We start from the raw sequence: 13,868 nt of genomic DNA on the forward strand, positions 1-13,868 counted from the left end.
GGGACCGGATGCTCCCGGGGTCAGCCGCGCCAGGGGAGTTCCGCGGTCACCGAGGTCGGGCCGCCCGCCGGGGAGTCGACCGCCAGGATGCCGTCCACGGCGCCCAGCCGTTCCGAGAGCCCGGCGAGACCGCTGCCGGCGGACAGCCCGGCGCCACCCCTGCCGTCGTCCCTGACCTGCAGCATCAGCCGGTCCTCGGAACGCCACACGTCGACGGAGGCGCGGGTGGCCCGCGCGTGCTTGCTGACGTTCTGCAGCAGTTCGGAGACGGTGAAGTAGGCGATGCCCTCTGTCGCGGGTGCCGGCCGCGAGTCCAGGTCCACCTCCACCGCCACGGGGACGGCGCAGCGCGAGGCGATGGCGGAGAGCGCGGCGTCCAGACCGCGGTCCGTCAGGACCGCCGGGTGGATCCCGCGGGCGAGGTCCCGCAGCTCCTGGAGCGCCACCTTCACCTCGCCGTGCGCCTCGTCGACCATCCGGGCCGCGGCCTCGGGGTCCTCCGCCAGCTTCTCCTTCGCGAGGCCGAGATCCATCGCGAGCGCCACGAGCCGGGCCTGCGCGCCGTCATGAAGATCGCGTTCGATACGGCGGAGGTCGGCCGCCGCGGTGTCCACCACCACGCCACGGTCCGACTCCAGCTCCACGACACGGGTCGCGAGCCGCGACGGCCCGAGGAGCCCGGCCACCATCAAGCGGTCGACGCTCGTCAGGCCCCGCATGACCCACGGCGTCATGAGCGTGAAGAGCAGGCCGACGACGCTGGTGGCGGCGATCTCCAGGGGCGTGTCGAGGTAGAAGTTGTGCGTCCCGTCCCCGTACAGCTGAAGGCCGTCGACACCGCCCCACATCGGGAAGACCCACTGCCACAGCGGGTAGAGCAGCAGCGACCAGCCGGTCACCCACAGGGTCACGGAGACCGAGAAGCCGAAGACCGCCCAGGGGAAGTGGAGGAACGCGTAGAGCAGGTGGCGCCAGGACACGCCGCTCTTGAGGATGCCGCCGATCCACGCGGCCACGCCGTTCTTGCGTCCGCGCCCGCTGCTGAGCACCGGCTCGGGCGCCGCCACGTCCAGATCGAGCAGGGCCCGTGCGCGGGCCCGTTCCAGCGCTCCGTAACCGCGGAGGGCGGCGAGGGAGGCGGCGAACACGGGGACGCCGAGGAACGTGACGAGGAGCCCGGCGCCGAGCGACGTCATGGTCACCGCGAACACGAAGACCGCGGTCGCGAGCGGAAGGTTCAGCACGAGGTAACCGAACTCGCGCCAGGTACGGCCCTCGAAGGGCGCGCGCAGTACGGGAGGGAGGAAATGGTCCCGGCGCGCCGGCGAGCCGTATCCGTGGTCCGTGGCCATCGAAGTCGTCCGATCTGCGAAGCGGGCTGTCATACCCGTAAGCCTGCTGTGGCGGCCGGTTCCGCACCATGAGGGCGGTATCCCTGTTCGGCGGGGGGTTTTCCCCACCACCGGTACCGCCGACGCCGGTCCTCGCCGCTACCGGTGGGGCGGCGTGGAGCCCCCACCCGACGGGCACCCAATCCTCTCCGGCGCCGGTGGTGGTGGGGGGTGGTGGGGGCGCGGAGCCGCACACCGCCGAACCCCGTCCTCTCGGCGCCGGCACCGGTGGGGGCGGCGCGGAGCCCAGGAAGGGCCGCCGCAGCCGCTGCCCGGCGGCTGTGACGGCCCGTGGATGACCGGAGGGTGAGGTCGGTGGGGTGAGGCCGTGAGGCCGTGTGGGCGGGTGGCCGAGGGGACCGGCGCGGTCGGCGGAGGCGTGTGGGTTCCGCCCGGGGGCGGCCCGACCGCTGCGGGCGCGTACTTGGGAGCGGTGCGTGCTGGGGGCGGCGGAAGGGGGACCGGGTGGGCATCGGTGTTGCGGACGGGGCGGCCCGAAGGCTGTGTGCGGCCTGTTCCCGGGGACGACGCGTCCCTGCAGGCAGGCCGGGAGCGGCCTGTTCCCGGGGATACGACGCGGCCCGCTGCGCGGGGACGCCTCGCGTCCCCACGCAGCGTCAGTGGGTGCGCGCTCCGCGCGCCTCGCTCGCCTCCCTGACACGCCACGGCAGCTCCGCCGTGACCGTCGTCGGACCGCCCGGCGGCGAGTCCAGGACGAAGAGGCCGTCCACGGCGCCGAGCCGTTCTGCGAGACCGGCCATGCCGGTACCGCCGTCGAGCCGGGCCCCGCCCTTGCCGTCGTCCATGACCTGGAGCAACAGGCGGTCCCCGGACCGCCACACGTCCACAGAGGCGCGGGTCGCGCCCGCGTGCTTGCTCACGTTCTGCAGCAGCTCGGAGACGGTGAAGTAGGCGATGCCCTCGATCGCGGCCGCCGGCCGCTCGTCCAGGTTGACGGTGACCGTCACCGGTGCCGTGCACCGGGACGCGACCGAGGAGAGCGCCGCGTCCAGGCCGCGGTCGGTCAGTACGGCGGGATGGATGCCCCGGGCCAGGTCGCGCAGTTCCTGCAGCGCGAGCTTCACCTCGCCGTGTGCCTCGTCCACCATCGCGGCCGCGGCGTCCGGATCCTCGAGGAGCTTCTCCTTGGCGAGGCCGAGCCCCATCGCGAGCGCGACCAGCCGGGCCTGGGCGCCGTCGTGGAGGTCACGTTCGATACGGCGCAGGTCCGCCGCGGCCGTGTCCACGACGACTCCGCGGTCCGACTCCAACTCGGCGATGCGCCGTTCCAGTTCGTCGGACGGCGACAGCAGACCCCGCACCATCGCGCGGTCCGCGTTGGACAGCCCGCGCGCGATGAAGGGGAGCACGGGCCACAGGACGAAGAGGGCCACCACCATGATGGTGAAGGTGAGGACGCCCCACGGCAGCCGGATGAACGAGTACAGCACCGAACGCCAGGCCACCGGGTCCTTCAGCCGGGACCACACCGACGCGATCACGCCCTCACCGTGCGCCGGACCGGGCAGTGGGCTCGGCTCGTCGATCCGCACCCCGAGCAGCGCGCGGGCCCGCGCCCGTTCCGCCTTGCCGATGCCGCGGGCCCCCATGAGGCCGAGGGCCAGCAGCGGCATGCCGATCACCGTCACTGAGAGGCCGGCGCCGACGCTGATCGTGACCGTCGCATAGACGAACCCGAGGAGCGCGATCGGCAGGTTGGCCAGCAGATGAGCGATCTCCTTCCACGTGTGGCGGTCGAAGGCGAAGCGCGCGGGTGGCGGCCGGTCGTTGTCGGGGGCGGTGATGCTCGCGGTCATGAGGGCAAGCCTGCCGGGCGGGACCGCCGTACGCCATGGGGTACATGGGTGGGGCGAAGTAGGGATAACCCCACCCGGCGGTCGACCGATGCGTGACACGACTGCTTACGCTCTCTTTAGCAGGGCCTAGACTCCCGTGCGTACAGATCGTGCGTAGTGATCGTCGGAGCGGTGACAAGCACAGTCGTAGCGAAGAAACGAAGCGTGCCGAAGCGCGACGTGGCGACGTAGCGACGTGGCAACGACGACGACAACGCACCGACAAGGCCGACCGGGTCAGGGAGCGAGGGGACGGACGTGCCGGAACCGACCGGAGTCGTGCTCGCGACGGAGTACTTCCGGAGCTACTCCGTCGTAGGGCTGCTCGCGCTGATCGGCGTGCTGTTCGTCGCTGTCGCGTTCACCGCGGGCCGGCTGCTGCGCCCCGTCGTCCCGACGCCGGAGAAGCTGCTGACCTACGAGTGCGGTGTCGACCCGGTGGGCGAGGGCTGGGCGCACACCCAGGTCCGCTACTACGTCTACGCCTTCCTGTACGTGATCTTCGCGGTCGACTCGATCTTCCTCTTCCCGTGGGCGACGGTGTTCGCCGCCGACGGCTACGGCGCGACGACTCTCGTGGAGATGTTCATCTTCCTCGGCTTCCTGGCCGTGGGACTGCTCTACGCATGGAAGAAGGGGGTCCTGACATGGACGTGACCCCGACCTCGAACCAGACCTCGAGCCAGGCTGCGAGCCCGGCCCCGGCCCCGGAGTTCCTGCCGGAGCCCCGGCGACTGGGAGCCCTCGCCCGCCTCGCCCCGGAACCGATGAAGGTGATCCTCAACTGGGGACGCCGCTACAGCCTGTGGGTCTTCAACTTCGGACTCGCCTGCTGCGCCATCGAGTTCATCGCCGCGTCGATGGCCCGGCACGACTTCATCCGGCTCGGCGTGATCCCCTTCGCGCCGGGCCCGCGCCAGGCGGACCTGATGATCGTCTCCGGCACGGTGACCGACAAGATGGCCCCCGCGGTGAAGCGCCTGTACGAGCAGATGCCCGAGCCGAAGTACGTCATCTCCTTCGGCGCCTGCTCGAACTGCGGCGGCCCGTACTGGGACTCGTACTCCGTGACGAAGGGCGTCGACCAGATCATCCCCGTCGACGTCTACGTGCCCGGCTGCCCGCCACGCCCCGAGGCGCTGCTCCAGGGCATCCTCAAGCTCCAGGAGAAGATCGCCCGCGAGTCGCTCGACGAACGCTACGGACACGGCGGGGAGAAGACCGGCGCCGCCCGTCCCTCCACCACGGCCCTGCGGAGCGGCCTGATCACTCCGCCGCCGGCCGAGTCCGGGACCGGCCCGAGTGCCGGGTCCGGCGCCGAATCCGGGCCGGAGGGGGAGCGGTGAACCTGTACGACAGCCTCCCCGACGCCGTCACCGAGATCTTCGGCGAGGAGGCGACAGCCGAGCGGACCTACGAACTGCTCACCGTCGACGTCCCCGTCGGCTCCTGGATCGCTGCCCTGGAGATCGCCCGCGACAAGCTGGGCTGCACCTATTTCGACTGGCTCAGCGCCGTCGACGAGCCGGGCACCGGATTCCGGATCTGCGCGCACGTCGTCTCGCTGGACGGCCGTACGGTCCGCCGGCTGCTGGTGCGTACGACGGTTCCGCACGGCGCCCCGTCCCTGCCGTCGGCCGTCGAGGTCTACGCCGGCGCGAGCTGGCACGAGCGCGAGACGCACGAGATGTTCGGCGTCGACTTCACCGGCCATCCGCATCAGGTGCCACTGCTGCTGCCGGACGGCTTCGAGGGACATCCGCTGCGCAAGGACTTCGTGCTCGCCGCCCGGGTCGCCAAGGCCTGGCCCGGCGCCAAGGAGCCGGGGGAGTCCGAGCACGGCGGGCCGAAGCGCCGCCAGATGCTGCCGCCGGGCGTCCCGGACCCGAACGAGTGGGGCCCCCTCAAGGGCCAGCTCCCGCCCGCCCCCGCCCGACCCGCCCGCACACCCCGCGCCGGGGCGGCCGCGGCGGCCGCGGGCGAGCGTCCGCCGCGCCGCACCCGCAGTGCGAGCGAGGGGTCTGCCTCGCAGGGTGAGACGCCTGCGGCGGCCCCGCGGCGGTCGCGCAGTGCGAGCGAGGGGTCTGCCTCGCAGGGTGAGACGCCTGCGGCGGCCCCGCGGCGGTCGCGCAGTGCGAGCGAGGGGTCTGCCTCGCAGGGTGAGACGCCTGCGGCGGCCCCGCGGCGGTCGCGCAGTGCGAGCGAGGGCTCCGTCTCCCAGGCCGGCTCCAGGACCACGCCGCCGGCGGAAGAGACCAAGGCACACGAGCCGTCCACGGCACCGGAGGCGTCGGGCGCACCTGGCGCATCGGGCGCTGCGGAGAAGGCCCGGCCCACCGGCCCGGCCGAGGCCGTGGCGCCGCCGCGCTCCCGGAGCTCCGACGCACCGTGGCACCACGCCCGCCCAGCCTTCGAGGACACGGAGACCGGCACCGAGCCGCCCGCCCGCAAGGACAGGACCCGCGAGCCCGGGCCCGTCCCCGGGACCGAGCCCGGGGCTGGACCCGCGCCCGAGGCGCGAGCCGAACGCGACGCGGAATCCGAGCCGGCGGCACCCGAGCCCGCAGCGGCCCCCGGGCCGGAAGCAGGTCCCGAGCCCGAGGCGGGACCGGAACGCGTCGCGGAACCCGGACCCGGACCCGGAGCCGAACCTGACTCCGAACCGGACAACCCCACGCCCGCACCCCCGTCCACACCCACGCCCGCGCCCGGATCCGCCGACGGACCCGACGACGACGAGGCGAACCGACCTGCCGGAGGCGACCCCGCGTGAACGACGCACTCGACGTCGCCTTCCGGCTCATCGTCGTCTTCGCCGTGTTCCTCGTCCTCCCTCTCGTCATCGGACAGACCGAGCACAAGGTGATGGCCCACATGCAGGGCCGTCTCGGCCCCATGTACGCCGGTGGGTTCCACGGCTGGGCCCAGCTCGTCGCGGACGGTGTGAAGTTCGCGCAGAAGGAGGACGTGGTGCCGGCGGAGGCCGACCGCCGCGTCTTCCAGCTCGCTCCCGCCGTGGCGCTCCTGCCTTACCTCCTCGTCCTCGTCGCGATCCCGATCGGCCCGAGCGAGGGCGCGGTCGGGATCGTCGTCGACGCCGGCATCTTCTTCGTCCTCGCCGTCATGGGCGTCGGTGTGCTCGGCTCCCTCATGGCCGGCTGGGCCTCGGCCAACAAGTTCTCCCTGCTCGGCGGCCTGCGCACCGCCGCCCAGCTGCTCGCGTACGAGCTGCCGATGCTCCTGACCGCCGCCTCCGTCGCCATGGCGGCCGGGACGGTGTCGCTGGCCGGCATCCTCAACGCCTTCGAGTGGTGGTGGCTGCCCTGGCAGATCGTGGGCGCCATCGTCTTCTTCGTCGCAGGTCTCGCCGAGCTTCAGCGGCCGCCGTTCGACATGCCCGTCGCCGACTCCGAGATCATCTTCGGCGCGTACACCGAGTACACCGGTCTTCGTTTCGCGTTGTTCCTCCTCGCCGAGTACGCGGGCATCGTCGTGCTGTGCGGGCTCACCACCGTCCTCTTCCTGGGCGGTTGGCACGGTCCGTTCGGCGCCGACGGCCTCGGCTGGGTGTGGACCCTGCTCAAGACCGCCGTGCTCGCGTTCATCGTCATCTGGCTGCGGGTGACGTATCCCCGTATGCGTGAGGACCAGTTGCAGAAGCTCGCATGGACGGTCCTCATCCCGCTCGCTCTCGCCCAGATCGCCCTCACCGGCATCGTCAAGGTGGTGATCTAGACGTGTCTCCCATCCCCGGATCCGGCCTCGCCAAGGGCCTGGCCGTCACCCTGCGGACGATGACGAAGAAGACCGTCACCGCCCAGTACCCCGATGTCCAGCCCGAACTCCCGCCCCGCTCGCGCGGCGTCATCGGCCTGTTCGAGGAGAACTGCACGGTCTGCATGCTCTGCGCCCGTGAGTGCCCCGACTGGTGCATCTACATCGACTCCCACAAGGAGACAGTGCCTGCCGCCGTACCCGGTGGCCGCGAGCGCAGCCGTAACGTCCTCGACCGGTTCGCCATCGACTTCTCCCTGTGCATGTACTGCGGTATCTGCATCGAGGTCTGTCCTTTCGACGCGCTGTTCTGGTCGCCCGAGTTCGAGTACGCGGAGACGGACATCCGCGAACTCACCCACGAGCGCGACAAGCTCCGCGAGTGGATGTGGACGGTGCCCGCACCGCCGGCACTGGACCCGGGCGCCGAGGAGCCGAAGGAGATCGGCGCCGCCCGCAAGACGGCGGAGAAGCTCGCCGCCGCGGAAGCGGACGCGAACACCCCGCCGGGCGCGACCACTCCGCCTGCCGCGGCCACCCCGCCTGGCGCGGCCACCCCGCCGGGCGCGGACGGCGCTCCGTCGGCCGGCGGTGACCGCCCCGCTGACGAAAGCGGCCCGGCATCGGGCCAGGGAGGTCCGGCATGACGTTCGCCGCAGCCGCGACGCACGGTTTCCTTTCCCCCGCCGGTGTCGAGATCGCCTTCCTGCTCGTGGGCGTGGTGACGCTCGGCGCGGCCGTCATAACCGTCACGACCCGGCAACTGGTGCACGCCGCCCTCTGGCTGGTCGTGGCGCTCGGCGGCCTCGCCGTCGAGTACCTCCTGCTCACCGCGGAGTTCATCGCCTGGGTGCAGGTCCTGATCTATGTCGGCTCCGTGGTCGTCCTCCTGCTCTTCGGTCTGATGCTCACCAAGGCGCCCATCGGCCGTTCACCGGACGCCGACTCGGGCAACCGGTGGGTCGCCCTGGGCGTGGCCTCCGTCGCCGCCGTGTCCCTCGTGTGGGTCGTGGTCGACGCCTTCCGCACCACCTGGATCGACCTTGAAGGACCGGCCCAGGGCTCCACGAAGGTGTCCGGCGAGATCCTCTTCCGGCACTGGGTGCTGCCGTTCGAGGCGCTGTCCGTACTGCTGCTCGCCGCCCTCATCGGCGCGATCGTCCTGTCCCGCAAGGACGGTGAGGAGCCCGGCCCGGTCCCGGCGTCCCGGACAGCCCCGACAGCCGGCAGAGGCAAGGACACCCCGGCGGGCCGTGCGGACCGACCGGCCCGAGAGGGGAACAGCTGATGCACCTCGCCTATCCAGCCGTGCTCGCGGTGCTCCTCTTCAGCATCGGGCTGTACGGGGTGCTCGCCCGCCGCAACGCGATCCTCGTCCTGATGTCCGTCGAGCTGATGCTCAACGCCGTCAACCTCAACCTCGTCGCCTTCGACGTCTGGCTCCGCGACACCCTGCACGCCGGCCAGGCGCTCACCCTCTTCATCATCGCCATCGCCGCCGCCGAGATCGGCATCGGACTGTCGATCGTGCTGATGGTCTACCGCAACCGCGGCAGCTCCGACGTCGACCGCCTGCGTGACACCGCGGAGACGGCGCACGGGACCGACTCGCCCGGCCCGCACGGCGAGACATCCACCGACCGCGAGGAGAAGGCCGAGGCCACCGCGTGACCACCACGACCCTCGCCGTCCTCGTCCCCCTCCTTCCGTTCCTGGGCGCCGCGGCCGGACTGCTCCTCGGCCGCACCGCGCCCGGCTTCGTCCGTCCGCTCGCCGTCCTGCCGACGCTCGCCGCGGCCGTGCTGGCCGCCGTCGTCGCCGTCCGCCAGGACGGCGGCAGGGCGATCGACGCGTCCACGCAGCTCACCCCGACCGGCTCGGTCCCGATCGACCTCGCCGTCCACATCGACGGCTTCGCGGCGCTCGCCGCGATCCTCGTCGGCGTCGTCGCCTCGTGCGTGCAGATCTATTCGACGGGCTACCTCCGCGACGACCCGCGCTACCCCTCGTACGCCGCCCTCGTCTCGCTGTTCACCTCCGCCATGCTGCTCGTCGTCTACTCCGGCGACCTGATGGTGCTGCTGGTCGGCTGGGAGATCATGGGCATCTGCTCGTACTTCCTCGTCGGCCACTACTGGGAGACTCCCGAGGCGCGCGCCGCCTCCCTCAAAGCCTTCCTGGTCACCAAACTCGGCGATGTCCCCTTCCTGATCGGCCTGTTCGCCCTCGCGGCGGACGCGGGCACCTTCCGGATCACCGGGATCCTCGGAGCCGTCGCCGCCGACGCCATCGAGCACCCGACGCTCATCGCGCTGCTCCTCCTCGCCGGTGTCGCCGGCAAGTCGGCGCAGTTCCCGCTCCACACCTGGCTCCCTGACGCGATGGCGGGCCCCACGCCCGTCTCCGCGCTGATCCACGCCGCGACGATGGTCGCGGCCGGTATCTATTTCGTGGCCCGGCTCCTTCCTCTCTTCGCGGCCTCCGCCGCGGCCATGACCGTGCTCGCCGTGATGGCGGCCGTGACGATGGTCGGCTCAGCCCTGGCCGCCCTCGCGCAGGACGACATCAAACGCGTCCTCGCCTACTCGACCATCGGGCAACTCGGCTACATGTCCGGTGCCCTGGCCGTCGGGGACCGTGGCGCCGCCGTCTTCCACCTCCTGTCCCACGGTGCGTTCAAGGCGCTGCTGTTCCTCGCCGCCGGCGTGATCATCCATGCCGCCGGCACCAACTCGCTCGCCGCCATGTCCCGGATGAGCGGCCTCGCCAAGCGCGTCCCCGACGCCTACTGGACGATGACCGTCGCTCTGCTCGCCCTCGCCGCGATCCCGCCCTTCGCCGGCTTCTTCTCCAAGGAAGCCGTCCTCGTGGCCGCCGAGCACACCGCACTCGGCGACTCCGCCACAGCGCCCGTCACCGCGGGCTGGTTCGTGCTCGTCGCCGCACTGCTGACCGCGGTCCTGACCGCCGCCTACGCGATCCGGCTGTGGCTGCTGACCTTCCGCGGCCGCGGCGCCGAAGCCCCCGACCACGGCCGGCAGCCGCTGTCGATGACCACCGTGCTGTGGGTCCTCGCCGTCCCCTCGCTCGCCTTCGGACTGACCGCCGGCCGGCTGCCCCGCTGGTTCGACGGCCACGCGCTCACGCCGACGCTCACCACCGCCGTCCTCGGCACGGGCGTCGCCCTCGTCGGCGGCCTGGTCACCTACGGAGCCTGGCGGCACTCCACCGCGATCGCCGCCCGCCTGCCCATCGGCGCCGTCGCCGCCCACCCGGACGCCGAACCGGCCGTCTCGGAGGCCGAGGCCATCGCCACCCACACCCCTGCCTACGGCGACATCGCCGCGGCCCACGACCCGGCCGACCCCGCACGGCTGCTGCTCGGCCCGCTCCACCGCCATGCCGCCGCCGGCTTCCACGTCGACGCGCTCTACTCCGTGCTGTTCGTCCGCCCCGTGCGTGCAGCGGCCCAGTTGGTCCGGTTCCTGGACCGTGAGGTCGTCGACACCTACGTACGCGGATCCGGCACCGGCACCCGCTGGCTCGGCACGGCCGTCCGGCGCGCCCAGACCGGAAACGTCCAGACCTACCTGAGCGCGCTGCTCGCCGGCTCCGTCGTCCTGGCGATCGCCGCCGTCGTCCTTTCCAACGTCAACGCCGGATCGTGAGCCGTGATCGATATCAGCGAGTCCGTGATGCAGTTCCTTCTCGGGTTCATCGTCGTCGCTCCGCTGGTCGGCGCCGCGGCCGCCCTGCTGCCCGCCCCGCCCGGGCTGCGCGGCAGCAGCCCCGACCAGGCGGTCCTGCGCCACGGCGTGACCGTCACCGGCGCGATCCTGCTCGCGGCGGCCGTCCTGGCGCTCGGCTTCGACCACGACCAGCCGTCGAAGATGCAGGCCACGACCGACATCAGCTGGATCGCGGCACTCGACGTGCGGATCCACCTCGGCATCGACGGCATCTCGCTCCCCCTTCTCGTGCTGACGGCTCTGCTGACCTTCCTCTGCGCGCTGTACAGCTACTTCAACATGCCCGCGGGCCCGTCCCCGAAGGCTTTCGTCGCCCTGCTCCTGGTCCTGGAGTCCGGCACCCTGGCGACCTTCGCCGTGCTCGATCTGCTGCTGTTCTTCCTGGCCTTCGAGATGGTCCTCATCCCGATGTACTTCCTCATCGCCCGCTGGGGCGGCGAGGAAAGGCAGCCCGCCGCCTGGAAGTTCATCCTCTACACGCTGCTCGGCTCCGTGGTCATGCTGCTCGGCCTCCTGCTGATCGGGCTGAAGGCCGGCACATTCGACATGGTGGCACTCGCCACTGACAACGGCCGGGGACTGACCACGTCGGTGCAGGTCATCGCCGTTCTGGCGATCGGTCTCGGGCTCGCCGTGAAGACGCCGATGTGGCCCCTGCACACCTGGCTTCCCGACGCCCACACCGCCGCACCGACCGTCGGCTCGGTCCTCCTCGCCGGCGTGCTGCTGAAGATGGGGACGTACGGCTTCGTCCGCATCGTGCTGCCCGTCGCACCTGACGGGATGCGGACCTTCGCCCCGTACCTGGCCGCGTTCGCGGCCGTCGGCATCGTCTACGGTTCCCTGGCCTGCCTGGCACTCGCGCGCAGCGGCTCGGGCGGCGACCTGAAGCGCCTGATCGCGTATTCGTCCGTCGGTCACATGGGCTTCGTGCTGCTCGGCATCGCGACGATGACGCCGACCGGCGTGAACGGCGCACTCTTCGCCAACATCGCCCACGGCCTCATCACCGGCCTGCTGTTCTTCCTGGTCGGAGCGGTCAAGGACCGCTACGGCACCGCCGACCTCGACACACTCGCCGGCGCCACCGGCGCCGCGCTGTACGGTCGCGCGCCGCGCCTCGGCGGCCTGCTCGCCTTCGCCGCCGTCGCCTCCCTCGGGCTGCCCGGACTCGCCGGATTCTGGGGCGAGATGCTCGCGCTGTTCGGAGCGTTCGACCCGGCCGACGGGCTCAGCCGCCCGGCCTTCCTCACCTTCATGTCGATCGGCGCGTTCGGCACCCTGCTCACCGCCGCGTACCTGCTCGTCGTGGTGCGCCGGGTCTGCATGGGCGGCCGGCTGCCCGAAGCCCTTGACGAGCAGCGGCCCGAGCCGGTCGCCGACGTCCGCGCGTACGAGTTCGCGGCATGGTCCCCGCTCGTGGCCCTGACCGTCATCGCCGGACTGTGGCCCGCGGTCCTCCTCGGCCTCACCGACCCGGCCGTGCAGAAGCTCCTCTCAGGAGGCAAGTCGTGACCGTGGCAGCCGACGGCGCCAGCAGCCTCGTCCAGTCCGTCGACTGGGCGGCGATCGCGCCGCCCACGATCACCGCGGCCGTCGCGCTGGTGATCCTCGTCGCCGACCTGTTCGTCGCCGACCGGCGCAAGCCTCTCCTGGGTGCTGCGGCGATCGCCGGTCTCGTCGTGTCGATGGCCGCGCTCCTCCCGCTGCGCAAGGGCGACCGCTCGACCTTCTGCCTGACCGACAACCCGGACGTCTGCAGCTACACCGCCGACCAGTTCACGCTGGTGATCCAGTTCCTCGTGCTCGGCGGGGCGCTGCTGACGGCGCTGCTCTCCCTCACGGACACCCGCGAGAAGCTGCCGCCCGGCGAGTTCTGGTTCCTGCTGCTCTCGTCCGCCGCCGGCGCGGCGCTGCTGCCCGCCTCCCGCGACCTCGCGACGCTCGTGGTCGCCCTCGAGGTGGCCTCACTGCCGGCCTTCGCGCTGGTGGGCCTCAGGCGCGGCGACCGGCTCTCCAGCGAAGCCGCCCTGAAGTTCTTCCTCTCCTCCGTCACCGCGACCGCCGTGACCCTCCTCGGCGTCAGCTTCGTGTACGCCGCCACAGGGACGCTGCACCTCACGCAGGTGGCAGCCGGGCTGGAGGACGTCCCCGGCCAACTGGACACGCTCGCCAAGGCCGGCGTCGCACTGACCCTCGTCGGCTTCGCCTTCAAGACGGCCGCCGTTCCCTTCCACTTCTGGGTGCCCGACACCTATGTCGGGGCGCCGCTGCCGATCGCCGGCTACCTCTCCGTCATCGGCAAGGCCGTCGGATTCACCGGGCTCATCCTGGTCACCGTGATCGCGTTCCCCGGGTACGCGGACATCTGGGGCCCGGCGATGGCGGTTCTCGCCGCCCTGACCATGACCGCCGGCAACGTCGCGGCACTGCGCCAGTCCGCGTCACGCACATGGAGCGCGGTGCGACTGCTGGCCTGGTCCTCCGTGGCACAGGCCGGATATCTGCTCGTGCCGATCGCCGCCGCCGCGTACTCCAGCGACGACCAGATCGGCGCGACCGTCGCCTACGCGCTGATGTACGCCGTGGTGAACCTGGGCGCGTTCGCGGTGGCGGCCGTCGTCGCCCGCACGCGGCCGCTCAACCGGATCTCCGACTACCGCGGCCTGTACCACCGCCGGCCGCTCGTCGCGCTGGCCATGGGTTTCTTCCTGCTCTGCCTCGCGGGACTGCCGCCGGGCATCGTCGGCCTCTTCGCCAAGGTGACCGTGTTCTCCGCGGCCGTCGACGCGGGCCTCGGCTGGCTGGCCGTCGTCATGGGCGTCAACGTCGTGATCGCCCTCTTCTACTACCTCCAGTGGACGGCCGTCCTCTTCCGGGCCCCCGAGGCGGCGGAGGCGGACGAGGCGGCAGGGACGGCGGGGGAGGCCGCCCGGAAGGTGATTCCCGCTCCGGTCACTGTCGCCGTGGCCCTCACCGCGGCCGTGGGCGTCGTCCTGTCCGGCTACCCGCAGCTGGTCCTGCGGTACGCCGCGGAGAGCCTGTTCTAGCCGCGGCGGTCCCTATCCGGATCCCTCCCGGGCCGGCCCGCTCCGCGG

12 protein-coding genes are annotated in these 13,868 nt (G+C 71.9%); 10 read left to right on the forward strand and 2 right to left on the reverse strand.

From position 1 onward, the window contains the following. Window positions 1–20 precede the first annotated feature (20 nt). Both ACTMTU_RS24940 and ACTMTU_RS24945 read right to left on the reverse strand, forming a co-directional pair. Entirely contained in the window at window positions 21–1,352 is a 1,332-nt protein-coding gene (locus ACTMTU_RS24940) for a sensor histidine kinase (RefSeq protein WP_441265709.1), read from the reverse strand. A 656-nt stretch (window positions 1,353–2,008) separates the two neighbouring features. After that, window positions 2,009–3,208, reverse strand: coding sequence for a sensor histidine kinase (locus tag ACTMTU_RS24945; protein ID WP_441265710.1), 1,200 nt, complete (start codon window positions 3,206–3,208; stop codon window positions 2,009–2,011). Between the two features lie 297 nt (window positions 3,209–3,505). Here ACTMTU_RS24945 and ACTMTU_RS24950 point away from each other — a divergent pair, with 297 nt between their 5' ends. Genes ACTMTU_RS24950 through ACTMTU_RS24995 form a run of 10 tightly spaced genes read left to right on the forward strand, consistent with a single transcriptional unit; the run spans window position 3,506 to window position 13,820 of the window. Further along, window positions 3,506–3,904, forward strand: coding sequence for an NADH-quinone oxidoreductase subunit A (locus tag ACTMTU_RS24950; protein WP_005313712.1), 399 nt, complete (start codon window positions 3,506–3,508; stop codon window positions 3,902–3,904). After that, window positions 3,895–4,593 (forward strand): NADH-quinone oxidoreductase subunit B, encoded by a 699-nt coding sequence (locus ACTMTU_RS24955; protein WP_441265711.1) that lies wholly within the window; start codon window positions 3,895–3,897, stop codon window positions 4,591–4,593. The genes ACTMTU_RS24950 and ACTMTU_RS24955 overlap by 10 nt, the downstream gene beginning before the upstream one ends. Continuing rightward, window positions 4,590–6,020: an NADH-quinone oxidoreductase subunit C gene (locus ACTMTU_RS24960; RefSeq protein ID WP_441265712.1), complete on the forward strand. Its 1,431-nt coding sequence runs from the start codon at window positions 4,590–4,592 to the stop codon at window positions 6,018–6,020. The genes ACTMTU_RS24955 and ACTMTU_RS24960 overlap by 4 nt, the downstream gene beginning before the upstream one ends. Next, window positions 6,017–6,982 carry a complex I subunit 1/NuoH family protein gene (locus tag ACTMTU_RS24965; RefSeq protein ID WP_441265713.1) on the forward strand — a complete coding sequence of 322 codons (966 nt, stop codon included), beginning with the start codon at window positions 6,017–6,019 and terminating at the stop codon, window positions 6,980–6,982. The genes ACTMTU_RS24960 and ACTMTU_RS24965 overlap by 4 nt, the downstream gene beginning before the upstream one ends. A gap of 2 nt (window positions 6,983–6,984) precedes the next feature. Next, on the forward strand, window positions 6,985–7,668 hold the full coding sequence (locus tag ACTMTU_RS24970) for a NuoI/complex I 23 kDa subunit family protein (protein WP_441265714.1): 684 nt from the start codon (window positions 6,985–6,987) through the stop codon (window positions 7,666–7,668). Next, the gene (locus ACTMTU_RS24975) at window positions 7,665–8,309 is read left to right on the forward strand and encodes an NADH-quinone oxidoreductase subunit J family protein (RefSeq protein WP_441265715.1); all 645 of its coding nucleotides are present in this window, start codon (window positions 7,665–7,667) and stop codon (window positions 8,307–8,309) included. Before ACTMTU_RS24970 ends, ACTMTU_RS24975 begins: the two co-directional genes overlap by 4 nt. Then, window positions 8,309–8,692, forward strand: a complete 384-nt coding sequence (gene nuoK / locus ACTMTU_RS24980) for an NADH-quinone oxidoreductase subunit NuoK (RefSeq protein WP_441265716.1) — start codon at window positions 8,309–8,311, stop codon at window positions 8,690–8,692. The genes ACTMTU_RS24975 and nuoK overlap by 1 nt, the downstream gene beginning before the upstream one ends. Beyond that, a complete protein-coding gene (locus tag ACTMTU_RS24985; RefSeq protein WP_441265717.1) occupies window positions 8,689–10,689 on the forward strand; it encodes an NADH-quinone oxidoreductase subunit 5 family protein in 2,001 nt (666 codons plus the stop codon). The genes nuoK and ACTMTU_RS24985 overlap by 4 nt, the downstream gene beginning before the upstream one ends. 3 nt (window positions 10,690–10,692) lie before the next feature. Next, window positions 10,693–12,285, forward strand: a complete 1,593-nt coding sequence (locus tag ACTMTU_RS24990; RefSeq protein WP_441265718.1) for an NADH-quinone oxidoreductase subunit M — start codon at window positions 10,693–10,695, stop codon at window positions 12,283–12,285. Next, entirely contained in the window at window positions 12,282–13,820 is a 1,539-nt protein-coding gene (locus tag ACTMTU_RS24995; RefSeq protein ID WP_441265719.1) for an NADH-quinone oxidoreductase subunit N, read from the forward strand. Before ACTMTU_RS24990 ends, ACTMTU_RS24995 begins: the two co-directional genes overlap by 4 nt. Window positions 13,821–13,868: the final 48 nt, after the last annotated feature.

This window comes from Streptomyces sp. OZ13 (assembly GCF_052068155.1).
Lineage (GTDB): Bacteria > Actinomycetota > Actinomycetes > Streptomycetales > Streptomycetaceae > Streptomyces.

What these genes read in the sequence shown, in the direction of transcription:
- ACTMTU_RS24940 (WP_441265709.1), bottom strand. Translation starts at nt 1,352, where the DNA reads ATGGCCACGGACCACGGATACGGCTCGCCGGCGCGCCGGGACCATTTC.
- ACTMTU_RS24945 (WP_441265710.1), bottom strand. Translation starts at nt 3,208, where the DNA reads ATGACCGCGAGCATCACCGCCCCCGACAACGACCGGCCGCCACCCGCG.
- ACTMTU_RS24955 (WP_441265711.1), top strand. Translation starts at nt 3,895, where the DNA reads ATGGACGTGACCCCGACCTCGAACCAGACCTCGAGCCAGGCTGCGAGC.
- ACTMTU_RS24975 (WP_441265715.1), top strand. Translation starts at nt 7,665, where the DNA reads ATGACGTTCGCCGCAGCCGCGACGCACGGTTTCCTTTCCCCCGCCGGT.
- nuoK (WP_441265716.1), top strand. Translation starts at nt 8,309, where the DNA reads ATGCACCTCGCCTATCCAGCCGTGCTCGCGGTGCTCCTCTTCAGCATC.